A 23,869-nucleotide genomic window follows, 5' to 3' on the forward strand; every position below is an offset into this window, starting at 1 on the left:
ATTGAAGGTGGCCACGCAAATTATCACCAGGCGTAAATTTTCATCAACATCGCGGCGCTAAGGTCCGTTTTAGATTTTCTAAAACGTTCACTTGGGGGCTGACACCAAGCCTGCTGGCGGGAAATGGCGACGAGCCAGTCGCGGAATTCGCGGCCGCGCGGCTTTTGCAGTGCCGCTCGGTCCCAGGCGAGAAAGTAGCTTTCGCGCAGCGGCATCCGCATGTCGACAGGAATGACGAGCGTCTGCGCCTCGAGCTCATCTGATATCATCGACATCTGCGCGAGGACGACGCCGCGCTTGTTGACGGCTGCATCGATCGCGCTGCTCGACAGGGTAAAGGAGAGGCCTAGCGTCGACGCGTCGAACGGTATACCGGCCTTGGCCGCAAACTCCGCCCAGCTTGGGTAAGGCGTGAAGTGCCTTTCCCACTCGACATGCAGAAGCGGCTGCTCGAAGAGATGCCGGGCCGCGTGCGCGCGATCCTGCATCAGCGACGGCGAGCAGACAGGCACGACCCAATCGCGAAACAGTTCCGTATAATGGTCGTGCTGCAGGACGTCCGACCCGTAGCTTACGCGGAAATCGACATCGTCGAAACCGATCCTGGGCTCCTTGTCCCGTCCAATAATTCTCACTTGAACATCGGGGTGAAGCGCCTGCCAGTCGAAGATTCGCCTGCCGATCCATCTGTTGACGACGGAAGAAAGCGCGCTAAGGACCAGCGGCGTTTCGTTGCGTGCCCTTTCCAACAACTGCTGAGCGAATGCAAATTGCTCAAATCCCTTCGAAATCTCCTGATGATAAAGCCGGCCCCAGGCGGTCAGCTCAACGGTTCGCCCGCTCCGCTCCAGTAGCGAAACTCCAAGAAAACTTTCGATCTTGTGAATTTGCTGGCTGATTGCCCCCGGCGAGACCTTGAGCTCCAGTGCCGCAGCCGTCACGCCGCCGCAACGCCCCACCGCCTCGAAGGCTTGCAGACCCTTGAGCGGGATCGTCTTGAAGCGCTCATCGATCACTTGCAGAACCTCCCGTCGGGTGCGCCAACTCAATTTGCCATCGGATGAAACGTCCCTGCGAACTGGAACCGGTCGCCTGGATGGGTAATCTCGACATATGTCACCGTCCGGCCGTTCTGCCAGGTCTGCCGGATTAGGCTAAGGCACGCCTGGCCTCTTACTGTCTCCAGCATTCGCGCCGTCGCCGGATCGGCCGAGACGGCGCGGATGACGTGTTTGGCCTTGGACCAGGGAACTTCTGCAAGCAGCCATTTGCCGGGCGGGATCGAGGCGAAGCTCTCGTCACGCGCACGGGGGACGGCGTCGAGCATGATGATCCGCCGTTCGATGGCATAGGGTTTGCCGTCCACCATATGTAGGCATTGAAGCCTAAGTATCTCCGCATCGGGGGCTTCCGACAGCTGTTGTGCGTCCGTTTCTCCAAGGCGTTCGACTTTACGTGTGAGAAGCTCGAAGCGGTGTTCGTGCCCGGCCAGTTCCGCTTCGGTGCTGATATCCTGAATATCCATTACCGTGCGGTCGATCTGGGGCGATGCAACAAACGAACCGGTCTTGCGCCTTCTGACGATCATGCCGCGCTCGACCAGAGCCGACAGTGCCTTGCTGACAGTCATGCGCGAGCATTGATATTCCGCCACCAGTTCATGCTCTACGGGAATACGGTCGCCAGGCCGCCAATCGCCGCTGATGATCTTCGCCTCGATATCTCTGAAAATACGCTGATAAGTCGACAACAAGTCCACACCTCGTTCGGCGCCACGATCAAAGTGCCGGAGCGGTCGCGTCACATCGGCAAAGATCGCCACCCGGCACAAATTTTGCGTTCCTCGACTTTCACATTGACACTCTAGGCCAGCCTATATCTATTTGTATAGTCAAAAGCGGAGCATAAAAATCCGCGCATTGAAATCAAGATCGGGAACAAAACTCCTCCGCCGGGGGAATAAAACTGGAGAGATGATCATGAAGGCAAATTCACTGCTGAAGGGTCTGGTTGGCGCTGCGTTCCTATTAGGAGCAGCCGTTTACTCCCACGCAGCCGATACGCTGGCGGCCGTCAAGGCAGCCGGCACGCTCAAGGTTGGCACAGAAACGGCTTTCGCACCGTTCGACTATATCGATGCTGGTGAACATACGGGCCTGAACGTCGACCTTTTTGCCGAGATCGGCAAGGAACTTGGCGTGAAGATCGAGTGGGTGGCACTTCCGTGGGACGGCGTCTTCCCCGCGCTTGAGGCCGGCAAGTTCGATGTCGTCGCAGGTCCAGCAACGATCACTAAGAAGCGCATGGAGCGCTATCGCTTCACGCCGCCGATCGCCGAAGCGACGATTGCCATCCTCAAGAAGGCCGGCGACACGACGATCAGCAAGCCGGAAGACATTGCCGGCAAGACGATTGGTGTCGGCAAGGCAACTGCCCAGCTCGACCAGCTGAAGGAATTCTCCGACACGCTGCCGACCAAAGTCGATGTACGCGAATATCCTGCCTTCACTGAGACCTACGCCGATCTCGCAGCCGGCCGTATTGCCGGCGTTGCCAATTCGCTCCCGAACATCGCCTTTGTCGCCAGCCAGCGAAAGGGCACTTTCGAAGTCGTCCTGCCGCCTTTCGGAAAGAAGTCCTATTTCGGCTTCATCGGTCTCAAGGACGCCGATCACGCCCCGCTGATGGACGCGATCGATGCCGCGATGCTCAAGATAAAGGCAGACGGGCGTATGGCGGAGCTGCAAAAGAAGTGGTTCGGTGCGTCTTTCGACACGCCTGACGCTGTCAAAGATCCGGCATTCTGATCATTGCCGGTGAAATGCCCGCGCCCCGCCATCGGTCGGGGCGCAATTTGCCGTGGAACAGACGTCACGGCCGCAGCACGCAGGCAAGCACCGCCCATGTCCACCAAACTTTTCGAGCTTCTTCTGCAAGCTTCGATCTACACCGTTACGATCAGCGTAGTTTCGATTCTGATCGGCTTTGCGATCGCGATCATTGTTTCCGCCATGCTCCTTTCGCGGCAAAGGCTTTTCGTGTTGCCGGGGAAGATTTTCATCAGCTTCTTTCGCGGCGTGCCGCTGCTGGTGCAGCTGTTGCTGATCTATAACCTTCTGCCGGTGATCGGCATCAACGTGCCGAGTATCGTTGCGGCGATCGTTGGCCTTTCGCTGTGCACGGCTGCCTATCAGGCTGAAAATCTACGCGGCGGGTTTGCCAGCGTTCCGTCGGGCCTTGTCGAGTCTGCCGAGATGGTCGGCCTCACGCCCATGCAGATCTTCCGCCGGATCAAGGCGCCGATCGCTCTGCGGCTGACCTTTCCGGCGCTCGTCAACGAAGCGATCCTTATTTTGAAGGCTTCTTCGCTGGTCTCAGTTGTCGGGATCGTCGAGCTGACGCGCATGGCCCAGGACCTTGCCGGCAGCACCTTTCTGCCGCTCGAAATCTTCGCTTCCGCCGGTCTGATCTACCTCGCCATCAATTGGATCGTAGCGCTTGCCGGCGGCCTGATCGAACGCTCCCTCCCGGGAGTGCCGCGATGACGTTCGATATCAATGTGATTTTCAGCCATTTGCCGGAGATCGCCAGCGGTGCCTTCGTGACAATCGTCATCTGGATCGTCGCCGCTCTTGCCGCTGCCGTTCTGGGTTTCCTTGTCGCTGTCGCGCGGCGTTTTGGCGGGGTGCTCTTGGACAGGGCGTTCGGCATTGCCATCGCAGTGCTGCGCGGCACGCCCTTCCTCATTCAGATATTCCTCGTCTACTATGGCGGCCCCTTCGTCGGATTGTCGCTCGATCCGATCCCGGCAGGCGTCGTCGGCCTGTCCATCTACGGCGCGGCCTATTTCAGCGAGATATTCCGCTCGGGCTTTGCCGCCGTCCCGAAGGGGCATATCGAAGCGGGTCTATGCGTTGGCCTGACACACACGCAGATCGTCAGGCGCATATTACTGCCTGAGATGACCATGCTGGTGCTGCCACCTTCGCTCAACATGACGATCATCCTCATGAAGGAGACGGCCGTGTTGTCGATCATCACCGTGCCGGAACTGACGGCAACACTGAGCGCCATCGGATCGCAGCAATATGCTTTCGTCGAAGCGCTTTTCGTCCTCGCCCTCTTCTACTGGGGGCTGGTCGAAATCACCGGTTGGCTTGGCCGTCTCGCCGAAACGAAACTCACAAGATTCAGGTTTTTCCACATATGAGCGTTCCCGCGATTGCAGTCAAAAATCTTGTCAAGACGTTTGGCGATTCCACCGTGCTGAACGGTATCGATCTTGATATTGCCCAGGGACAGGTTTCCTGCGTGATCGGTCCGTCGGGATCAGGCAAGAGCACGCTGCTGCGCTGCATGGCGTTTCTGGAAGAATCGACAAAGGGGACCATTGCCGTCAATGGCGAGGTGCTCGGCTTTGCGGAAAATGCGAATGGCGTAAGGGAGCGGCTGCCGGCTCCCACCAATTGCCGGATTCGCGCCCAGATCGGCATGGTTTTTCAGCAGTTCAATCTCTGGCCACACATGACGGCGCTCGGCAACGTCAGCGAGGCGCTGAAGACGGTTCACAAAAAGAACCGCAAGGAGGCAGAGGAACGGGCAATGGCTCACCTCGCAAAGGTCGGTCTCGAGGGTCGGGCAAACCACTATCCGTCACAGCTCTCGGGAGGACAGCAGCAGCGTGTTGCTATCGCGCGGGCCCTGGCTCTCAACCCGAAGATCATGCTCTTTGACGAACCAACCTCATCACTCGATCCCGAACTGACCGGCGAGGTGCTGAACGTCATGCGCGACCTCGCCGCCGAAGGCATGACAATGGTCGTCGTTTCCCACGAGATCGGATTTGCCGCAACGGTCGGCCAGCAGATCATCTTTCTCGATCACGGCAAGGTGCTGTTCACCGGTCCGCCGCAGGAAGTTTTCAAGCGACCGCGAAATCCCCGCCTCGAACAGTTTCTTGATACCTACATAGATCGCGGAGCCTCGATGCTGCTGTGATGCTGCTCTTTCCGTATCCGGGAGCGGGCAAAGTCTCACGCAAGTGTCGATCACGCGTATGGCGCCGTGCCGTTTCGGAGCAAATCTGATGGCATGACCACGCGCCGATAGATCTTTTGCTAACGCAGCGCCTTCAGCATTCCCTAAAGCCTTGCGAGTAAAAGACGACTATCCAGTTCCGGGGAAACGGCTGATGAGCATATCGGGTATCGCAAACACTGCTCTCTCGGGAATGCAAGCACAGACGACACGGATCGGCGCGATTGCCAACAACGTCGCAAACAGCAGCACATCGGACTATGGCAGGCTGAACACCAGCCTCACCTCTGTCAGATCAGGCGGCGTTCAGGCCATCGTCAGCCCGACAGCATCCGATGTCGATCCTGCCACGGAACTCACGGACCTGATCGAAGCCGAGCAGAACTACAAGGCGAACGCCGCTGTCTTCGAGACCGGCGCCGACATGTGGGAAATGCTGATGAGCATCAAGCGCGACTGAGCACGCCGATACTGTAGACAATTGGCTGGCGCTGAAATTCCGTCAGTCTGAGTGAATTTCAGGAATGCGCCGGCTCACTCTGACGCTGTGCGGCAAGGGCCGCGAGATCGGCAGGTTTCAGCTCGACGGATTCACCGCAGCCGCAGGCCGATGTCTGGTTGGGATTGGTGAAGGTGAAGCCGGAGCGCAGCGTCGTCTGTTCGAAGCCCATTTCGGTGCCGAGCAGGTAAAGCACGGCCGAGGGTTCGATCCAGACCTTGGCGCCGTCGCGCTCGATCAGATCGTCCTTGGCATTCGGCTCGGTCACCAGGTCAATCGTATATTCCATCCCGGCGCAGCCGCCCTTCTTGATGCCCACGCGGACACCCTTGGCCTCCGGCCCGGAATTCTCGACAATCGCCTTGACGCGGGCGGCAGCCCCGTCCGTCATGGTCATCACAGCAAAGCCCATCGGCTTCATCTCCTTCCACAACCGGGGTCAAGATCCGGTGCTTCGTGAATCAAATGTAGTCGCCCGAGGTAAACGGATCAATACCGCGCGCCGTACTGCGTACTAGCGCAGCTCAGTACCAGCCGACGGCGACCTGCGCCTCCTCGGACATGCGGTCCGGCGTCCATGGCGGATCGAAGGTCATTTCGACCTCGACGCCCGACACACCTTCGACGGCGCCGACGGCATTCTCCACCCAGCCCGGCATCTCGCCGGCGACCGGGCAGCCGGGGGCGGTCAGCGTCATCATGATCTTCACCATCCGGTCGTCCTCGATGTCGATCTTGTAGACCAGGCCGAGTTCGAAGATGTCGGCGGGGATTTCCGGGTCGTAGACGGTCTTCAGCGCGGCGATGACGTCATCGCTGAGCCGCGCCAGTTCATCGGCCGGGATGCTGGAATGCACGATGCCTTCGCGCACATCGATCTTCTGTTCGCTTTCGTCCAGGCTCATCACGGACACTCCTCAGGCAAAGAACTTGCGCGCATAGTCAAGCGCATCGGCCAGGGCATCGACCTCGGCGCGGGTATTGTACATGCCGAACGATGCACGGCATGTGGAGGTGACGCCGAAGCGTTTCAAGAGCGGCATGGCACAATGGGTGCCGGCCCGCACGGCAATGCCCTGCCGGTCGATTACCATCGAGACGTCATGGGCGTGAATGCCTGCCAGTTCGAAGGAAAAAATGCTCCCCTTGCCGGCTGCTGTCCCGAACATCCGCAGCGAATTGACCGACCGGAGGCGCTCGGTCGCGTAAGCTGCGAGATCGGCCTCATGCCGGGCGATTGCCTTGCGGCCGACCTTCTCCATATAGTCGAGGGCGTAACCGAGCCCGATCGCCTGCACGATCGGCGGCGTGCCGGCTTCGAAGCGATGTGGCGGATCGTTGTACGTGACCGAGTCCTCGGCGACTTCGAAGATCATCTCGCCGCCGCCCTGGAAGGGGCGCATCTGCGAGAGCCGCTCCTTCTTGCCGTAGAGAATGCCGATTCCCGACGGGCCGTAGAGCTTGTGGCCTGTCATGACATACCAGTCGCAGTCGATATCCTGCACGTCGACCGGCAGGTGCACGGCGCCCTGGCTGCCGTCGATCAGCACCGGGATGCCGCGTTCATGGGCAATGCGGCAGACCTCCTTGACCGGAACAATCGTGCCGAGCGCATTCGACATATGGGTAATGGCGACAAGCTTGGTCCGCTCCGTCAGGCTCTTCTCGAAATCCTCGATATGGAAGGCGCCTTCGTCATCGACCGGCACCCAGACCAGCTTGGCGCCCTGGCGCTCGCGGATGAAGTGCCAGGGCACGATATTGGAATGGTGCTCCATGATCGTCAGGACGATCTCGTCGCCTTCGCCGATCTTAGGCATGCCCCAGCCATAGGCGACAGTATTGATCGCTTCGGTCGAATTCTTGGTGAAGACGATGTCGTTGACATCAGGCGCGTTGAGGAAGCGGCGGACCTTCTCGCGGGCTGCCTCATAGGCATCCGTCGCGGCATTGGACAGGTAATGCAGCCCGCGATGCACATTCGCATATTCGTGGGCGTAAGCATGCGAGATGGCGTCGATCACCGCCTGCGGCTTCTGCGCCGACGCGCCGTTGTCGAGATAGACCAGCGGCTTGCCGTGCACCTTCTCCGCCAGGATCGGAAAATCCCGGCGGATGACTTCGACGTCGTACTCAGTGGCCGGAACTATCTTGTCCATGGCATTTATCCGATCAGGCGTGCTTTTCGAGCCAGGCCGAGATCACGCCTTCCAGCGCTTCGACTAGGGCCTCGTCTTCCAGTTCCTCGACGATCTCGGCGACGAAGGCGTTGACGAGCATCGCCCGCGCCTTGTTCTCCGGAATGCCGCGCGCCATCAGGTAATAGAGGTGGTTGGCGTCGATATCGGTCACCGTCGCGCCGTGACCGCACTGAACGTCGTCGGCGAAGATTTCGAGTTCGGGCTTGACCGAAAACTCGGCGTCGTCGGACATCAGCAGCGTGTTACAGGCCATCTTTGCATCGGTCTTCTGCGCATCGGGCGCAACCCGGATCATGCCCTGGAAGACGCCCTTGGCGCGGTCGAAGACCACGTTGCGGATCACTTCGGTCGAACCGGTATGTGGCACATCGTGGCCGAGCACCATCGTCACATCGGTATGGCTCTCGGCGCCAAGCAGGTTGATGCCGCGCAGCGTCAGATCGGCGCCCTCGCCCGTCACCTTGATATTCAGTTCCTGGCGCACCAGCTTGCCGCCGGCATTGATGACGAACAGGCGAAGTTTGGCATCGGCACCGAGATCGACGCGGATCTGGCCGAGATGCGTGTCGTCGACGCCCTGCTGCTGCAGGATGATCCAGGTCAACTCCGTGCCCTCGCCAACCGCGATGTCACTGACGTGGGACACGAAGGCCGCATCGCCCGTCACCGCACGGTGACGCTCGATGACCGTTCCCTTGACGCCGGCGCCGAAGGAAACCGGGAGACGCGTATGCGTCTGCCCGCCGGCATGGATGAACTGGATTTCCAGCGGATTTTCAAGCTCGCTTTCATCGGGCACATCGACGACATAGCCGTCGCGCACGAAGCTGCCATTGATCCGGCCGACCGCATCGTCGCTGCCCAATGCATCGAGCCTTTCGACAGCCGAACCGTCGATCAGCCGTTCGGAATAGGCCGAAAGCCCAAGTCCATCGATGGTAGCCTTCTGATTGGCATGGCCTTGGATGACCGCCAGCACCGAGGAACCGGCAACGACCGGCTCGAGTGCGTTGGAGCCGGCATCACCCACTTGCGCCGGTACGGCGCGCAGCAGATTCTTGAGGTCGGTATAGTGCCAGGCTTCGATTCGGCGCGTCGGCAAGCCGGCTTTCTTGAGATCGTCGATAAGCCGGTCACGCAGCGCCGTCACTGCACCATTGCCGGGCAGGTCACCGATCTGATGGTTGAAGGCCTCGATCAGCGCCGTTTCGGCCGCGGTGAGACGGCTCGTCGTCTGCATGTTCATGGACGTTGTCCTTTCCACCCGAACTCAGGCCGCTGCTGCGCCGATGATGTCGGCGTAACCATTGGCTTCCAGCTCATGCGCCAGGGTCTTGTCGCCGGACTTGACCACCTGGCCCTTGTAAAGGACGTGGACGGTGTCAGGCACGATATAGTCGAGCAGGCGCTGGTAGTGGGTGATGACGACGACGGCGCGGTCGGGCGAACGCAGCGCGTTGACGCCGTCTGCAACGATCTTCAGCGCGTCGATGTCGAGGCCGGAATCGGTTTCGTCGAGCACGCAGAGCTTCGGCTCCAGCAGCGCCATCTGCAGAATTTCGGCCCGCTTCTTCTCGCCGCCGGAGAAACCGACATTGAGCGGCCGCTTCAGCATTTCGGTATTGATCTGCAGCTTGGCCGCTGCTTCCTTGACACGGCGCATGAAATCCGGCGTCGTCAGCTCGTCCTCGCCACGCGCTTTGCGCTGTTCGTTCATCGCCACCTTCAGGAACTGCATGGTGGCGACACCGGGGATTTCGACCGGATACTGGAAGGCGAGGAAGATGCCCTTGGCGGCGCGTTCGGACGGATCGAGCTCGAGAATGCTCTCGCCGTTATATAGGATGTCGCCCTCGGTCACCTCATAGTCTTCGCGGCCCGACAGCACGTAGGAGAGTGTCGACTTGCCGGAGCCGTTCGGCCCCATGATCGCCGCCACCTCGCCGGCCTTCACCGTGAGGTTCAGGCCACGGATGATCTCGGTGCCATCTTCGGCGATACGGGCATGAAGGTTCTTGATTTCAAGCATTTCGTTCTTCCTGTTCATAAAGCGGGTTCAAGTGCCGCCTGATTGACCGTTCGCACCGGCCTCGATCCGTCATCCTCGGGCTTGTCCCGAGGATCTAAGCCTTCAATTGTAATCGCTCTACTGCTCCGACGAGACTTTCCGCTTACGTGCGTAGATCCTCGGGACAAGCCCGAGGATGACGTCACTAAGGGTGTGCAGGCTTCGGATTTCAAGCATACCATTCTTCCTATTCATAGAGCGGCTTCAAGGGCCGCCCAATTGACCGTTTTCACCGGTCTCGATCGTCATCCTCGGGCTTGTCCCGAGGATCTAAGCCTTCAATTGTAATCGCTCCACTGCCGCGTATTCTCATGCGGCCGATAGACATTCTCGATTTCGTCGATGCGCTCGTAAAGGTCCATCCAGGTCGGGTTGAGCTCCTCGACGAGCTTGATTTTCCATTCACGCAGGTAGCGTTTTAGAGATTTCTCTCGCTGGATCGCCAGCACAATGTTCGGGTGGCTTTCAAACCAGACGAGGTTTTTCGCTCTGTATTTCTCCGTAAAACCCTTATGGATTTTGTTGCGGTGTTCCCATACGCGCCCTTGCAGATCGCTGGTGACGCCGGCATAGATTACACCTCTTGGTTTGTCGGACATCATGTAGACAAACCCGCTCACCTGATCCTCCGCAGTTGTGCTTAGATCCTCGGGACAAGCCCGAGGATGACGGAAAACCGCTTAGCCAACACTCCCTTCAAGCGAAATGCTGATCAGCTTCTGCGCCTCGACCGCGAATTCCATCGGCAGTTCCTGCAGGACTTCCTTGACGAAGCCGTTGACGATCAGCGCGATCGCCGCTTCGGTGGGGATGCCGCGCTGCAGGCAGTAGAACAGCTGGTCCTCGGAAATCTTCGAGGTCGTCGCTTCGTGCTCGAACTGCGCCGTCGAGTTCTTCGCCTCGATATAAGGCACGGTGTGAGCGCCGCACTTGTCACCGATCAGCAGCGAATCGCACTGGGTGAAATTGCGCGCGTTCGACGCCTTGCGGTGAGCCGAGACCTGGCCGCGATAGGTGTTGTTGGAAACGCCGGCGGCGATGCCCTTGGAGACGATTCGGCTCGACGTGTTCTTGCCGAGATGGATCATCTTGGTGCCGCTGTCGATCTGCTGATGGCCGTTGGAGACGGCGATCGAGTAGAATTCACCGCGGCTGTCGTCGCCGCGCAGGATGCAGGACGGGTACTTCCAGGTGATCGCCGAGCCGGTTTCGACCTGCGTCCAGGAGATTTTCGATCGGTGACCGCGGCAATCGCCGCGCTTGGTGACGAAGTTGTAGATGCCGCCCTTGCCTTCCTTGTCGCCCGGATACCAGTTCTGGACGGTGGAATATTTGATCTCGGCATCGTCGAGAGCCACGAGCTCGACCACGGCCGCATGCAGCTGGTTTTCATCGCGCTGCGGCGCCGTGCAGCCTTCGAGATAGGAGACGTAAGCGCCCTCTTCCGCGATGATCAGCGTGCGCTCGAACTGGCCGGTGCCCTTCTCGTTGATGCGGAAATAAGTGGAAAGCTCCATCGGGCAGCGAACGCCCTTCGGCACGAAAACGAAGGAGCCGTCGGTGAAAACAGCCGAATTCAGCGTCGCGTAATAGTTGTCCGAGGTCGGCACCACGGAGCCGAGATATTTGCGAACCAGATCGGGATGCTCGCGAATGGCTTCGGAGATCGACATGAAGATCACGCCGGCCTTCTTCAGCTCCGCCTTGAAGGTGGTGACGACCGAGACGCTGTCGAAAACGGCGTCGACGGCGATCTTCGGCTTCTCGACCCCGGCCAGGATCTCCTGCTCGCGCAGCGGGATGCCAAGCTTCTCATAGACCTTCAAGAGCTCCGGATCGACCTCGTCGAGCGACTTCGGACCTGGCGCGCTCTTCGGCGCGGCGTAATAGTGGATGTCGTTGAAATCGATCTTCGGATAGTTGACGCGCGCCCAGGTCGGTTCTTCCAGCGTCAGCCACCGCCGATAGGCCTCGAGACGCCATTCCAGCATCCACTCCGGCTCCTGCTTCTTGGCCGAAATGAAGCGGATGATATCCTCGGACAGGCCCTTCGGCGCCTTATCCATTTCGATGACGGTCTCGAAACCGTATTTGTACTGGTCCACATCGATCAGGCGGACCTGGTCGATCGTTTCCTGCACGGCAGCCATTTCGTTCTCCAATCTCGCCGGATACAAGGTCCGGCAGCTTGTAGCGTATGGGCAATTGACTTGCCCCGGCAAATTCTTTGCCCTGATGTAGGAGGCCAAAAGGAACTTTTCAGCCCGATTGGCAAGCGGAAATTTGTGTTTCCGCAAGTTTATGAGGCGGTCAAGCCGCCTCGCTCGCCGACTTGCGCCGGCAGGCGATCTTCGCGAAGGCGGCGATCGCCCTGTCGATATCCTCTTCAGTGGTCGAAAAGCCGAGCGAGATGCGCAGCGCACCGAGCTTGGCGTCGCGCCCCATCGCCGTCAGCACATGGCTTTCGCCAACCTTGCCGGATGAGCAAGCAGAGCCCGCCGAAAGGGCAACGCCTTCAAGATCGAAAGCGATCTGCCCGGTCTCCGCCTTCAGGCAAGGGAGCGTGAAGAAAATTGTGTTGGCAACCCGCGGACCACCGGTACCGTGGATGATAACATCGGGCGCGGCAGCGCGCATGCCGGCTTCCAGCCTGTCGCGAAGCGCAGCAATCGCAGCGTTCCGTTCCTCAAGATCCTGAAGCACGGTTTCCGCCGCAGCTCCGAAGCCGATCAGCGCCAGCGAATTCTGTGTCCCCGAGCGGTGACCTTTTTCCTGCCCGCCGCCGCGGATAAGCGCCTTCGGCATCAGCGCCTCGCCGCGCGCGATCAGTGCACCCGCCCCCTTCGGTCCACCGATCTTGTGAGAGGAGACGATGATGAAATCCGCGCCGATGCGCTCGATCTCGATCGGCAGACGGCCGGCCGCCTGCACGGCGTCGACGACAAAGAGACCACCGTGCGCCCGCACAATCTTGGCCGCCTCTTCGACCGGCTGGACGATGCCCGTCTCGTTGTTGACGAACATGATCGCCACTATCGGAAGGCCCGTCGATTTGTCATGGGCATCGAGAAGCGCGGCCAGCTCGTTCAGATCGACGATACCGGCATTCGTTACCGGAATCTCGGTCGTGCGATCCTTCGGGAACCGACCTCCCTCTCGTACAGCCAGGTGCTCAACGGCGGAAAAATAGAGGTGGCCGAGTTGAAGCGGCGTGCGGCCCATACGAAAATCCGGCGTCAGTACCAGATTGGCAGCTTCCGTCGCGCCGCTGGTGAAGATCACGTTGCCCGGATCGGTGCCGGCAAGGGCGGCCACCTTGCGCCGCGCTCCCTCAATGGCGGCGCGGGCGGCACGGCCCTCTCCATGTACGCTGTTCGGATTCCCGAATATGTCGATGGCGCGCATGATCGCATCCCGCGCTGCGGGGTGCAGCGGCGATGTGGCGTTCCAGTCGAGATAAAGGCGTGACGGCGCCATGATCCTCAGTCCTGCGCTTGACGAGCTTGCTTCAGCGGCCGCGGTGCATTTTTCTTGAAATTTCCGCCGGGCTTGCCTTATGACACGTTCCACGACGCGTGGATCGCCATGCAAGTTTCGAATTGTTCTAAACTGCGTTTTAGAAAAGCTGACAACATTAGTCAAGTCATGTTGTCATCCAACGCAGCGCGAACACGAAATAAAACCCGGAGTACCAATGCCCGAAGTTATTTTCAACGGCCCAGCCGGCCGTCTTGAAGGCCGCTACCAGCCCTCCAAAGAAAAAAGCGCGCCCATCGCGCTCATCCTGCATCCGCATCCGCAGTTCGGCGGCACGATGAACAATCAAATCGTCTATCAGCTCTTCTACATGTTCCAGAAGCGCGGGTTCACGACGCTGCGCTTTAATTTCCGGGGCATCGGCCGCAGCCAGGGCGAATTCGATCACGGCGCCGGTGAACTCTCGGATGCGGCCTCCGCGCTCGACTGGGTTCAGAGCCTGCACCCTGATTCCAAAACCTGCTGGGTCGCCGGTTATTCCTTCGGCGCCTGGATCGGCATGCAGCTTCTGATGCGCCGGCCGGAGATCGAGGGCTTCATGTCGATCGCCCCGCAGCCGAATACTTACGACTTCTCCTTCCTGGCGCCCTGCCCCTCGTCCGGCCTGATCATCAACGGCGAGGCCGACAAGGTGGCGCCGGAAAAGGATGTCAACGGCCTTGTGGAGAAACTGAAAACCCAGAAAGGCATCCTCATCACCCATCGCACCGTCGCCAACGCCAACCATTTCTTCAATGGTCAGGTGGAGACGCTGATGAGCGAATGCGAGGATTATCTCGACCGTCGCCTCAACGGCGAGCTCGTGCCCGAGCCGGCTGCCAAGCGGATCCGCTGACCGCATGGCGCCGCCGTCTGCCCACCGGCATCCTCACGACGCGCTGGGTTCTTCGTTCATCATGGCGTTGCCAGCACGCCGCCGCTGACGGGAGCCGCAACTCCCGTCGTGCCGGGAAAGGTCAGCGGCAGCCCGTCCAGCGAGCGTACGGCAAGATAGGCCCAGGCCTCGGCCTCCATCGCATCGCCGTCGAAGCCCGCGGCCTCGGCGCTCAACACTTTCGATCCCTCGGCCATCGCCGAGAGTTCGGCCATCAAGGTGCCGTTCAGCCGTCCGCCGCCGCAGACGATATAGGCGGAGGGACGTTCGGGCAGGAACCCGGCGGATTTGACGATCGATGCGGCGGCGACATGCGCAAGCGTCCGGGCGCCGTCTTCGAGGCTCGCATCGCCAGGCCGAAGTGGTGCGAAATCGCCGCGATCGAGCGAACGGCGGACATTGCCGCGGAAGAACGGGCTGTCCAGATACCGCTCCGCCAGAGCCGGGACGATCTTGCCGCGCCCGCCGATCTGGCCGCCGGGATCATAGGTTTTGCCGGTCTGCATCTCTATCCATTGGTCGATCAGCGTATTGCCAGGGCCGCTGTCGAAGGCGGCAATCCGGCCGTCAGCGCCGACATAGGTGAGGTTGGAGATGCCGCCGATATTGACGAAGCACACCGCCTCTCCCGCCTGCTGGAATTTTCCCGCAAGGGCAGCGTGATAGACCGGCACCAGTGGCGCACCTTGCCCGCCATGCACCATGTCGTTGGCACGCATGTCGTAAACCACCGGCAGGCCCGTTCGGCGCGCCAGTTCCCCGCCGTCACCGATCTGGATCGTCAGTCCCTCGTCCGGCCGGTGAAGCACCGTCTGGCCATGGAAACCGACAACGTCGATGCCATTGGGCGTGAACCCGAAACGCTCGAGGAATGCCGTAACGGCAGTTGCATGCCGTAGGGTGAATTCGTCCTCGATCTCGCGAAGTTCCCCCGGCCGTTCGTTCCTGTCGCGAAGCGGCCGTGCCAGTTCCAGCGCCCGTTTGAGACGCGCACGAAACTCGGCATCATACGGCACGCCCAGGAACGGCCCGCGCTCGATGAAGCCGCGGCCGTCGGTTCTGATCAGCGCGACATCGATTCCGTCCATCGACGTGCCGCTCATCAGGCCGATCGCTGTTCTGACCACATCCATGAGGCTTGCCTCCCATGCGATTCCCGGATGCACTTTTGCAAAAACAGTGCTAAACGCGCCGCCACAGATCAACAACAACGAAGTTGCGCGAAGCCCGGTGGGCGCAGCGCAGGCACGAAGAGACGAAAGCCATGTCCGAGTTCAAGTCCGATTTCCTCCGCACGCTGAAAGAGCGCGGCTTCATTCATCAGGTTTCCGATGAACGCGGCCTCGACGACCTGTTCGCGAAGGAGGTCGTGACGGCCTATGTCGGCTACGACGCAACGGCGACGAGCCTGCATATCGGCAATTTGATCTCCGCCACCATGCTTTACTGGCTGCAGGAGACCGGCCACCGGCCGATCGCGCTGATGGGCGGCGGCACCTCGATGGTCGGCGACCCCTCCTTCCGTGACGAGCAGCGCAAGCTTCTGACGCCGGAGGCGATCTCGACCAACATCGAAGGCATCAAAAAGATCTTCTCGCGCATCCTGCGCTTCGGAGACGGCCCGACCGATGCCCTCATGGTCAATAATGCCGACTGGCTGCTGAAGCTCAACTATATCGAATTCCTGCGCGATGTCGGCCGGCATTTCTCGGTCAACCGCATGCTCTCCTTCGACAGCGTCAAGCTGCGCCTCGATCGCGAGCAGTCGCTCTCCTTCCTCGAATTCAACTACATGATCATGCAGGGCTACGACTTCGTCGAGCTCAACCGCCGCTACGGCTGCCGCCTGCAGATGGGCGGTTCGGATCAGTGGGGCAACATCATCAACGGCGTCGATCTCGGTCACCGCATGGGGACGCCGCAGCTTTACGCGCTGACGACGCCGCTTCTGACCACGAGCTCGGGCGCCAAGATGGGCAAGACCGCCTCCGGCGCCGTCTGGCTGAACGAGGACGTCTTCAGCCCCTATGATTTCTGGCAGTACTGGCGCAACACCGAGGATGCCGATGTCGGCCGCTTCCTGAAGATCTTCACCCGCCTGCCGCTGGCCGAGATCGCCAGACTCGAGGCGCTCGGCGGCGCCGAAATCAACGAGGCGAAGAAGATTCTCGCCACGGAAGCGACCGCGATCGTCCACGGTCGTGAGGCAGCCGAGGCGTCCGCCGAAACGGCGCGCACCACCTTTGAGGAAGGCCGCGTTGCCGAAAATCTGCCTTCGGTCGAGATCCCGGCCACCGAGCTTGACGGCGGCATCGGCCTGCTCTCGCTGATGGTCCGCGCCGGCCTGGCCGGCTCCAACGGCGAGGCTCGTCGCCACGTCCAGGGCGGCGCAGTGCGCATCAATGATGAGGCTGTCAGCGACGAACGTCGCCTGATCGGCAGCGGCGAAATCACCGCCGATGGCGTCATCAAGCTCTCGCTCGGCAAGAAGAAGCACATCCTGATCCGCCGCGCGGCGTAGCTGGCTTCGAATTAGACGGACCTTGAAGCCGGCCGCCACGCCGGCTTTCCTTTGGCGCGGGATCAGTCGGCCCGCCATCGGTATTCCGCTTCGTCTTGTTTCGTCTCTCGAAGGAGAGGTCCGGGCGGATTGACCTCCGAAGCGGGTCGTACGCGCGACCACCAGCCGATCGAGAAGATCGGCGGCGTCATCTTTGCGTCGAGCGGAACCAGCAGGACATGCTCGGAGGGGATGCTCTTCACCGGCTTCAGCCGTGCGCCCTTTTCTGCAGAATTCGAAGCCTCACCGACTGTCACGGCCATCATGGTGGCCGATAGGAAAGAGACTGTCCGGGCGCACTGCATGGCATTCTCCGACATTGCGCCAGCCGCTGCTGCAGCTGGCACCAACACTACATCAGACTTACCTAAAATAAGCAAAGCATCAATGACCAGCCTGTCGCTATAGATCGCAATTATCCAACCGGCCGCGCCACGATATCGCCTTCCGGAACCTTTTCCGCCCGACGGGATTTGCGACCAGATGCATTTGGAGCGCCGTCATGATCAACGACCTCTGGTATAAGAACGCCGTCATCTACTGCCTGTCCGTCGAGACCTTCATGGATGCGAACGGCGACGGCGTCGGTGATTTTCAAGGCCTGATGCGCCGTCTCGACTATCTCTCCGGCCTCGGCGTGACGGCAATCTGGCTCATGCCGTTCCAGACTTCGCCCGGTCGCGACGACGGCTACGACGTTTCGGATTACTATAATGTAGACCCGCGCTATGGGTCGCTTGGCGACTTCGTCGAGTTCACCCATGGTGCCAAACAGCGGGGCATCCGGGTGTTGATCGATCTGGTGATCAATCACACCTCGAAGGATCATCCCTGGTTCGAAGACGCCAGAAGCGATCCACAGTCACGCTATCGCGATTGGTACGTCTGGTCAGACAAAAAGCCTGCAAACGCTGATCAGGGCATGGTCTTCCCGGGTGTCCAGAAGACGACCTGGACCTATGACGAAAAAGCCAGGGCATATTATTTCCACCGCTTCTACGATCACCAGCCTGATCTCAACACCTCCAATCCTGAGGTGCAGGCGGAGATCCTCAAGATAATGGGCTTCTGGATTCAGCTCGGCGTCTCGGGCTTCCGAATGGACGCTGCCCCTTTCATCATTGCCACGAAGGGCGCCGAGGTCACCAAGCCGGTCGAGCAGTTTGACATGCTGAGGAAGTTTCGCGAATTCCTGCAATGGCGCCTGGGAGACTCCATCGTGCTGGCGGAGGCCAATATCCTGCCGAAGGACAATTTCGAATATTTCGGCGACGATGGCGACCGCATGCAGATGATGTTCAATTTCCAAGTCAATCAGACGCTGTTTTATGCGCTCGCGACCGCCGACACGCGGCCTCTGAAGAAGGCGATGGAGGTCACCAAGCCGCGCCCGGCGACCGCGCAATGGGGGCTGTTTCTTCGCAATCACGATGAACTCGATCTCGGTCGCCTGACGGATAAGCAGCGCGACGCAGTATTCGCCGCGTTTGGCCCCGAAAAGGGCATGCAGCTCTACGACAGGGGCATTCGCCGGCGCCTCGCGCCCATGCTCGGCGGCGATCGTCGCAGGATCGAGCTGGCCTACAGCCTGCTGTTCTCGCTGCCCGGAACGCCAGTCATCCGCTACGGCGATGAAATCGGCATGGGCGACGATTTGTGCCTGCCGGAGCGCAGCTGCGCGCGCACGCCGATGCAATGGTCGACGGAGCCGGAAGGCGGTTTCACCAAAAGCGCGAAGTCCGTTTCGCCTGTTATCAAGGACGGCCCCTACGGTTTCGAACATATCAATGTCGCCGTCCAGCGGCGCGATCCGAATTCGCTCTTGAACTGGACCGAGCGGATGATCCGGATGCGCAAGGAGGCTCCCGAGATCGGCTGGGGCGATTTCTCAACGGTCGACACAGGTGACGACGGCGTGCTGGCGCTGCGTTATGACTGGCGCGGCAATTCGGTGCTGATCCTGCATAACTTGCATCCGCACCCGACGGAAGTGACCTTCGATCCTGATGTTGGTGAACTCGGGCGATTGCTGATCGATATTGCCGATGGGGCAAGCAGCGAAGCCGACGACAAAGGGCGCCATACGGTCATGCTCGATGCCTATGGCTACCGCTGGTATCGGGTCGGCGGTCTCGACTATCTCCTCAGGCGGAAAGATATCTAAGTCTCGCTTTTCCTCACTGGAATTCGAAAATCTGCCGGAAAACACCAGGCGCGATGATCGATAGCGGATTGATCTGCAGGTTCGGCTGGTCGAACTTGCCGGTGAGCTTGAAGGTAATGCCGATCAGGCCGCGGTCGCTGCCATTGCCGAGGATGACGCCGATCAGCGGCAATTCGGCAAAGAGGCGGTTGAGGCCATAGGCCGGCATGAAGGTGCCGGTCATATCCATATTGCCCTTGCGGTCGCGCACCACGCCCTGGAAAGTCGCGCCGATCTGGTCGCCGCGCAGCACGCCGTTCTCGATACCGACCATGCCATTGCGCGAGATGACGCGGGCAAAGCCGCGCTGGAAGCGTTGCGAAGAGGTGTCGATGTCGCGTTTGACCGCCTCATTGAGGCTTCGCTGCTCGTTTCCGACAGGTGTCGAGACGATCGAATGCAGGCGCTGTTCGTTGACGATCGAGAAGCGGCGCACATCCAGCGAGCCGTCCCATCCACCCTGCGGCGAAAGCCGGATAGCCAGGTTGAGCAGGCCGCCCTGTATGTGCTGATAGAGATCGGCAAAACGCGATACCGCACCGGCGTCGCCGCTGGTGATATTGATGACACCGCCGTCCTTCATCTGGCTGACAACGGCCTCGCCGCTGTCCGTGATGCCGGAAAAATTCAGCGTCTGCAGCTTGTCGCCGCGCAGTGACACCTGCGCCTGGAAATTGCCGACCTTCTCGTCATTGAAGCCGACGACGTTTTTCAGCTTGGCGCGCACCGATACGCCGGTGTTGTCGCCATCGCCGTCTTCGCCGCCCTCCGAGCCCGATTTTAATCGGGCGATGATCGGCCGCGCATCGGCGCTGTCGCCGAAAACGGAGACGTCGAAATTGCCCTTGCTGCGTTTGACCGACAGAGCGAAATCGTCGAGCGAGGAGAGCCTGACGCTGTCGAAATCCGCCGAGATAAGGCCGGTCTTGCCGACAACAAGCGATCCGCTGGCGCCGAAGCCGTCACCCTTCAGCCGGAAATTCTTGATCTCGGTATTCTCGGGCGGGCCGGACATTTCGAATTCCGCGGAGGCGGCAATGCCGCTGCCTTTCGACCAGCCGATCCAGGGTAGGTCGAGCATCGATTTGGTGAGGTCGAGCTGAACGTCTTGCCGGTCATCGTCGATCCGCGTCAGCACCATCTTCAGGTTGCCCCTGACGATATCGGAAAGCCCGGGCATCACCTTGCTGCGCTGCTCATCGGAGAGCGTCGCCGTAATCACGCGCTGCCGCTGCACACCAGACGACGGCTCGACCGGCTCGGTCAGATCGATATCGGCAGGAATGCCGTCGATCTCGCCTTTGGCGTCGAGCGTGATCTGCTTCGGATCGCCGTTCAGAATGCCGCTGACATTGCTGATCGTGCGGCCGGAAAACGGCTTGGCAAGATCGACGTCAGCGAGCTTCATGGCGGCCTTCCACTCGGCCGGCGGCGGGTTTTGTGACGACAGTAGTCCGAAATGCGCCTTCACATTCGCGTCGATATGCCCCTTGAAATCGTCGGGCGTAAAGCCGGCGCGCTGCAGCACCCGGATCGGCTTATAGGTGAGGAGCTCGCCTATGGCGTCCGCCGCGCCCGAGACCGCAAGATCGATATCGGCCATCAGCGGTTTATCGTAGGCGGACGGTATGACGAACGTTCCCTGCCCGAGGCCGACGGACCGGCCGGAGGGAAAATAGGACATGCCGCTCTTGATCGAAATCGTTGCAACGGGACCGGTCAGATCGAAATGCGCCGCCGTATCACGGACCGGCGGAATGTCGCCGGCGACGTTCATCCGCGCGCCTGCAATATCGAAGCCGATGCGGATCTGATTGGTGTCGAGCTTCAATCCTTTGCCGCCGGCTGCCTCGTCAAGCCGACCGAAGGGAATGAAGACTGAAATCGAGGCATCGGTCACGGTGCCGCCGAAGAGATTGCCATGCACCCAAGTGCGCACCTTGGGCGCCATCCAGAACGGCCAGAGCTGCTTGATCGCCGTCGTCTGCAGCTCTCTGGACTGGCCGGCAAAGCTGATTTCCGGCGATTTGTCACCGAGCCTGATGTGCAACGCACCGTAGAGCGCGCCGAGCGGGCTGGAGACAGTCATATTGGGAAACAGGAATTCCCGGCCGGCGACCATATAGCGTCCGGTCGCCTGGACGTCGAAGGCAACAGGCTCTTCGCCGGAGCCGCTCGGGGCGGCAGTGCCGCCGCTGACGAGCAGATCGATGCCGAAGCCCTTGCCGGCTTTAGGATCGAGTTTGTCGAGATCGATCAGCGCGCCGTTGAGGGGCAGCGTGGTTGCGCCGAACCGGAGATTCGATTTAGCGATCTCGACTGTCTGCTTGACGAAGTCATAGGCCAGATTGATTTGCCCGCCCGACAGTTCCTGCGGATCGCCGTCGGCATAGATCAGACCGGGATCGACGTCGATCGTCGCCGCGAGCGCCGGCTCGACGCCATCGCGCGCCCTGGTGGCCGACACCGTCAGATCGGCAAAAGTGTTAAGTCCCTGCCGTATCACGCCCTGATCGTTGCGCTTCAGCGTAAACGGCGTCAGGTTCGCATGCTTGAGCGTCGCCGTCACCTTCGACACTTGGCCGTCTTCCTTCTCGGCCAGCACGTCGAGTTCCGCCACCTCGCCGTTAAGCGCCACCTCGCCTCTCAATTGCAGCGAGGATGGCCCGCCAAGAGCAATCACCAGATTGTCGACGACGAGCGACAGCGGGCCGTTCGCGGTATCGGCAAGCTTAATGTCGATGCCGGAGATGCGCACGGAATTCGTCGAGCCGCGCGTCACGATGCTGTCGAACACGTCGAGTTGCGCGAAGATCGTCTCCATCGCCGCCGGCATGGCGTCGAGGCGCAGATCGTCAAGCTTGACCGGGTTGCCGGAGGGCAGAAGCGCGGTGTCGAGTGCGATATCCTCTGCTTCGATATCCGCAACGGCGATGCGGCCGCGGAAAAGCTGCAGCGGATCGAGACCCAGGCGCACCGAACCCGTCGTCGACAGGTGCTGGCCGCTCTTCTGGTCGATCATATTGACGTTGCGCGCTTCCAGCGCCAGTCGGAAGTCGGAGGTGAACCGAATGACGGTGGAGCCGACTTCGGCGCGGTAACGCGGTCCCGCCACGCCATCAAGCGCCGCCTGCGCCTGCTGAGACAGCGGCTTGTCGAACATGCCGCCTTCGATGGTGAACACGATGGCGGCAAGGATAAGGAGAATCAGTCCTAGAAAAACTGACGTCAGCTTCGCCGTCCGGCGCATCGGCGAACGCGGCGGCGGGCAATGAACGATGATCGGATCCTCGGCCTGAGCGGACGGCAAGCGGTCCAGCGCAACGATATCCTTCTTGCGAAACGTGACCTTTTCGCCGCGGATGGCTGACATGCGCCCTCGGGCTCTCCCTTAAATCGAAGAATTGAACCCGGCCATGCTGGACGGGTTTCCGTCCAATATATAATTCGGGGACAGAGAGTGTCATCCATAAACCCGGCAAAAGAAAGGTTTTCCCAATGGCGGTTCCCGGCATCGGTGCCCTGGCCCCCGACTTCAACCTCCCCCGCGATGGCGGCGGCCGTGTCTCGCTTTCCGATTTTCACGGCCGGCCTCTCGTTATCTTCTTCTACCCCAAGGACGACACGACAGGCTGCACGGCTGAATCGCTGGCTTTCACAGCGCTGGCGCCGGAGTTTGAAGCAGCAGGTGCTGCCGTTATCGGCATGTCACCCGATTCGGCAGCCTGCCATGACAAGTTCATCAAAAAGCACCGTCTTTCGGTGGCGCTCGCCTCCGACGAAGAGAAGACGACGCTCCAGGCCTACGGTGTCTGGAAGGAAAAGAGTATGTACGGCCGCAACTTCATGGGCGTGGAGCGCACGACTTTCCTCATCCGCCAGGACGGCACGATCGCGACGATCTGGCAGAAGGTGAAGGTGCAGGGCCATGCCGAGACCGTCCTCGAAGCCGTCAGGAACCTGGCCGCGTGACCGGTGATCTCGCGATAAGCTCGCTGCGCGGCGGCGCTATCGACGCCATCCGCTCAGCCGATCTCGACCGCAAGACCGCCCTTGCGCAGGAAAGCGCCACCCGCTGGTTCGCCCGCCGGGTGTCGCTGCGCTCACCGCTCGACGCAGCCCTGCCGGAGAGGCCTGGTCGCCCCGAGAAACCGGTACTGACGCCGCCGACCCAGGTGGAAAGGCGCTCGCTGCACACGCTGAAAGGCCGGATCGCCCTTCTCCATGCCATTGCTCATATCGAGCTCAACGCCGTCGATCTGGCGCTCGATATCGTCGCACGATTCGCGACCGAGCCTGTGCCCAATTCCTTCTTCGACGGCTGGATGCAGGTCGCCTTCGAGGAAGCGAAGCATTTCCGCATGGTGCGCGCCCGCCTCAACGATCTCGGCGCCGATTACGGCGATCTTCCCGCCCATGACGGGTTGTGGCAGGCGGCTCATTCGACGCGCAATGATCTCACGGCGAGACTCGCCGTCGTGCCGCTCATTCTGGAAGCCCGCGGTCTCGACGTCACCCCTTCGCTGCAGGCGAAGATGCGTGAGACCGGCGATCTCGAAAGCGCAGCGGTGCTCGATGTCATCTACAACGACGAGAAAGGTCACGTCGCCGTTGGCGCCAAATGGTTCCGCTTCCTCTGCGCGCGGGAGAAACGCGACCCGGCAAAGGCCTTTCAGGAGCTGGTGCGCGCCAATTTCCGGGGGCCGCTGAAGCCGCCTTTCAACGATCTCGCTCGCGCCGAAGCCGGGCTGACGCCATCCTTCTACCGCTCCCTGGCATCGATCAGCCATGCTTGAGCTGATCGATTTTCTAACGTAAACCGCGACGACGAAAGCATTCATTAACCATAAACGTGTTTAATTTTCCGAAAGAGGCGTAGAGCATCAATCG

General features: G+C 60.5%; 23 protein-coding genes. 10 read left to right on the forward strand and 13 right to left on the reverse strand.

Features of this window, described 5'->3' with window-relative positions; translation table 11 throughout:
* Positions 1-23: 23 nt before the first annotated feature.
* Together AC13QO_RS05190 and hutC are read right to left on the reverse strand one after the other, a co-directional pair.
* Positions 24-1,016 (reverse strand): LysR family transcriptional regulator, encoded by a 993-nt coding sequence (locus AC13QO_RS05190; RefSeq protein WP_488540061.1) that lies wholly within the window; start codon positions 1,014-1,016, stop codon positions 24-26.
* A gap of 29 nt (positions 1,017-1,045) precedes the next feature.
* Positions 1,046-1,753, reverse strand: a complete 708-nt coding sequence (gene hutC / locus AC13QO_RS05195; protein ID WP_488540062.1) for a histidine utilization transcriptional repressor HutC — start codon at positions 1,751-1,753, stop codon at positions 1,046-1,048.
* 226 nt (positions 1,754-1,979) lie between these two features.
* Here hutC and AC13QO_RS05200 point away from each other — a divergent pair, with 226 nt between their 5' ends.
* From AC13QO_RS05200 to AC13QO_RS05220, 5 genes are all read left to right on the forward strand, one after another.
* The gene (locus AC13QO_RS05200) at positions 1,980-2,807 is read left to right on the forward strand and encodes a transporter substrate-binding domain-containing protein (protein WP_488540063.1); all 828 of its coding nucleotides are present in this window, start codon (positions 1,980-1,982) and stop codon (positions 2,805-2,807) included.
* Positions 2,808-2,903: 96 nt separating this feature from the next.
* A complete protein-coding gene (locus AC13QO_RS05205; RefSeq protein ID WP_097599286.1) occupies positions 2,904-3,545 on the forward strand; it encodes an amino acid ABC transporter permease in 642 nt (213 codons plus the stop codon).
* Positions 3,542-4,210 carry an amino acid ABC transporter permease gene (locus AC13QO_RS05210; protein ID WP_488540064.1) on the forward strand — a complete coding sequence of 223 codons (669 nt, stop codon included), beginning with the start codon at positions 3,542-3,544 and terminating at the stop codon, positions 4,208-4,210. Before AC13QO_RS05205 ends, AC13QO_RS05210 begins: the two co-directional genes overlap by 4 nt.
* Positions 4,207-4,998 carry an amino acid ABC transporter ATP-binding protein gene (locus AC13QO_RS05215; RefSeq protein ID WP_488540065.1) on the forward strand — a complete coding sequence of 264 codons (792 nt, stop codon included), beginning with the start codon at positions 4,207-4,209 and terminating at the stop codon, positions 4,996-4,998. Before AC13QO_RS05210 ends, AC13QO_RS05215 begins: the two co-directional genes overlap by 4 nt.
* Before the next feature lie 193 nt (positions 4,999-5,191).
* Entirely contained in the window at positions 5,192-5,497 is a 306-nt protein-coding gene (locus AC13QO_RS05220) for a flagellar basal body rod C-terminal domain-containing protein (RefSeq protein ID WP_488540066.1), read from the forward strand.
* A gap of 58 nt (positions 5,498-5,555) precedes the next feature.
* Here AC13QO_RS05220 and sufA read toward each other — a convergent pair whose 3' ends face one another.
* The 8 genes from sufA to AC13QO_RS05260 form a co-directional block, all read right to left on the reverse strand.
* Positions 5,556-5,948 (reverse strand): Fe-S cluster assembly scaffold SufA, encoded by a 393-nt coding sequence (sufA, locus tag AC13QO_RS05225; RefSeq protein WP_285193743.1) that lies wholly within the window; start codon positions 5,946-5,948, stop codon positions 5,556-5,558.
* A 112-nt stretch (positions 5,949-6,060) separates the two neighbouring features.
* Positions 6,061-6,441, reverse strand: coding sequence for an SUF system Fe-S cluster assembly protein (locus AC13QO_RS05230; protein WP_064705069.1), 381 nt, complete (start codon positions 6,439-6,441; stop codon positions 6,061-6,063).
* 12 nt (positions 6,442-6,453) lie between these two features.
* Positions 6,454-7,695 carry a cysteine desulfurase gene (locus tag AC13QO_RS05235; protein WP_488540067.1) on the reverse strand — a complete coding sequence of 414 codons (1,242 nt, stop codon included), beginning with the start codon at positions 7,693-7,695 and terminating at the stop codon, positions 6,454-6,456.
* Between the two features lie 13 nt (positions 7,696-7,708).
* Complete coding sequence (sufD, locus tag AC13QO_RS05240) at positions 7,709-8,983, reverse strand: Fe-S cluster assembly protein SufD (protein WP_488540068.1); 1,275 nt, start codon at positions 8,981-8,983, stop codon at positions 7,709-7,711.
* A gap of 24 nt (positions 8,984-9,007) precedes the next feature.
* Positions 9,008-9,766 (reverse strand): Fe-S cluster assembly ATPase SufC, encoded by a 759-nt coding sequence (sufC, locus tag AC13QO_RS05245; protein WP_064691723.1) that lies wholly within the window; start codon positions 9,764-9,766, stop codon positions 9,008-9,010.
* A gap of 317 nt (positions 9,767-10,083) precedes the next feature.
* Positions 10,084-10,425, reverse strand: a complete 342-nt coding sequence (locus AC13QO_RS05250) for a GIY-YIG nuclease family protein (protein WP_488540069.1) — start codon at positions 10,423-10,425, stop codon at positions 10,084-10,086.
* A gap of 60 nt (positions 10,426-10,485) precedes the next feature.
* On the reverse strand, positions 10,486-11,955 hold the full coding sequence (gene sufB, locus AC13QO_RS05255) for a Fe-S cluster assembly protein SufB (protein WP_064802824.1): 1,470 nt from the start codon (positions 11,953-11,955) through the stop codon (positions 10,486-10,488).
* A 160-nt stretch (positions 11,956-12,115) separates the two neighbouring features.
* Entirely contained in the window at positions 12,116-13,282 is a 1,167-nt protein-coding gene (locus AC13QO_RS05260; RefSeq protein ID WP_488540070.1) for a cysteine desulfurase family protein, read from the reverse strand.
* A 217-nt stretch (positions 13,283-13,499) separates the two neighbouring features.
* Between AC13QO_RS05260 and AC13QO_RS05265 the strand changes: the two genes are divergently transcribed.
* Positions 13,500-14,177: an alpha/beta hydrolase gene (locus tag AC13QO_RS05265; protein WP_064705075.1), complete on the forward strand. Its 678-nt coding sequence runs from the start codon at positions 13,500-13,502 to the stop codon at positions 14,175-14,177.
* 59 nt (positions 14,178-14,236) lie between these two features.
* Here AC13QO_RS05265 and AC13QO_RS05270 read toward each other — a convergent pair whose 3' ends face one another.
* Positions 14,237-15,349 (reverse strand): anhydro-N-acetylmuramic acid kinase, encoded by a 1,113-nt coding sequence (locus AC13QO_RS05270; RefSeq protein WP_488540071.1) that lies wholly within the window; start codon positions 15,347-15,349, stop codon positions 14,237-14,239.
* Positions 15,350-15,480: 131 nt separating this feature from the next.
* On the opposite strand from AC13QO_RS05270, the gene tyrS reads away from it, so the two are divergent.
* The gene (gene tyrS, locus AC13QO_RS05275; protein WP_488540072.1) at positions 15,481-16,737 is read left to right on the forward strand and encodes a tyrosine--tRNA ligase; all 1,257 of its coding nucleotides are present in this window, start codon (positions 15,481-15,483) and stop codon (positions 16,735-16,737) included.
* Positions 16,738-16,799: 62 nt separating this feature from the next.
* Here tyrS and AC13QO_RS05280 read toward each other — a convergent pair whose 3' ends face one another.
* Positions 16,800-17,096 (reverse strand): hypothetical protein, encoded by a 297-nt coding sequence (locus tag AC13QO_RS05280; protein ID WP_285193851.1) that lies wholly within the window; start codon positions 17,094-17,096, stop codon positions 16,800-16,802.
* A gap of 182 nt (positions 17,097-17,278) precedes the next feature.
* Here AC13QO_RS05280 and AC13QO_RS05285 point away from each other — a divergent pair, with 182 nt between their 5' ends.
* The gene (locus AC13QO_RS05285) at positions 17,279-18,940 is read left to right on the forward strand and encodes an alpha-amylase family protein (RefSeq protein ID WP_085780080.1); all 1,662 of its coding nucleotides are present in this window, start codon (positions 17,279-17,281) and stop codon (positions 18,938-18,940) included.
* Positions 18,941-18,953: 13 nt separating this feature from the next.
* Here the strand turns inward: AC13QO_RS05285 and AC13QO_RS05290 are convergent, their stop codons facing one another.
* Entirely contained in the window at positions 18,954-22,352 is a 3,399-nt protein-coding gene (locus tag AC13QO_RS05290; RefSeq protein ID WP_488540073.1) for a hypothetical protein, read from the reverse strand.
* Between the two features lie 125 nt (positions 22,353-22,477).
* Here AC13QO_RS05290 and AC13QO_RS05295 point away from each other — a divergent pair, with 125 nt between their 5' ends.
* Together AC13QO_RS05295 and AC13QO_RS05300 are read left to right on the forward strand one after the other, a co-directional pair.
* Positions 22,478-22,951: a peroxiredoxin gene (locus AC13QO_RS05295; RefSeq protein WP_183700307.1), complete on the forward strand. Its 474-nt coding sequence runs from the start codon at positions 22,478-22,480 to the stop codon at positions 22,949-22,951.
* Positions 22,948-23,775 carry a ferritin-like domain-containing protein gene (locus AC13QO_RS05300; protein ID WP_097599271.1) on the forward strand — a complete coding sequence of 276 codons (828 nt, stop codon included), beginning with the start codon at positions 22,948-22,950 and terminating at the stop codon, positions 23,773-23,775. The genes AC13QO_RS05295 and AC13QO_RS05300 overlap by 4 nt, the downstream gene beginning before the upstream one ends.
* Positions 23,776-23,869 lie beyond the last annotated feature (94 nt).

This window comes from Rhizobium sp. CNPSo 3670 (assembly GCF_057784555.1).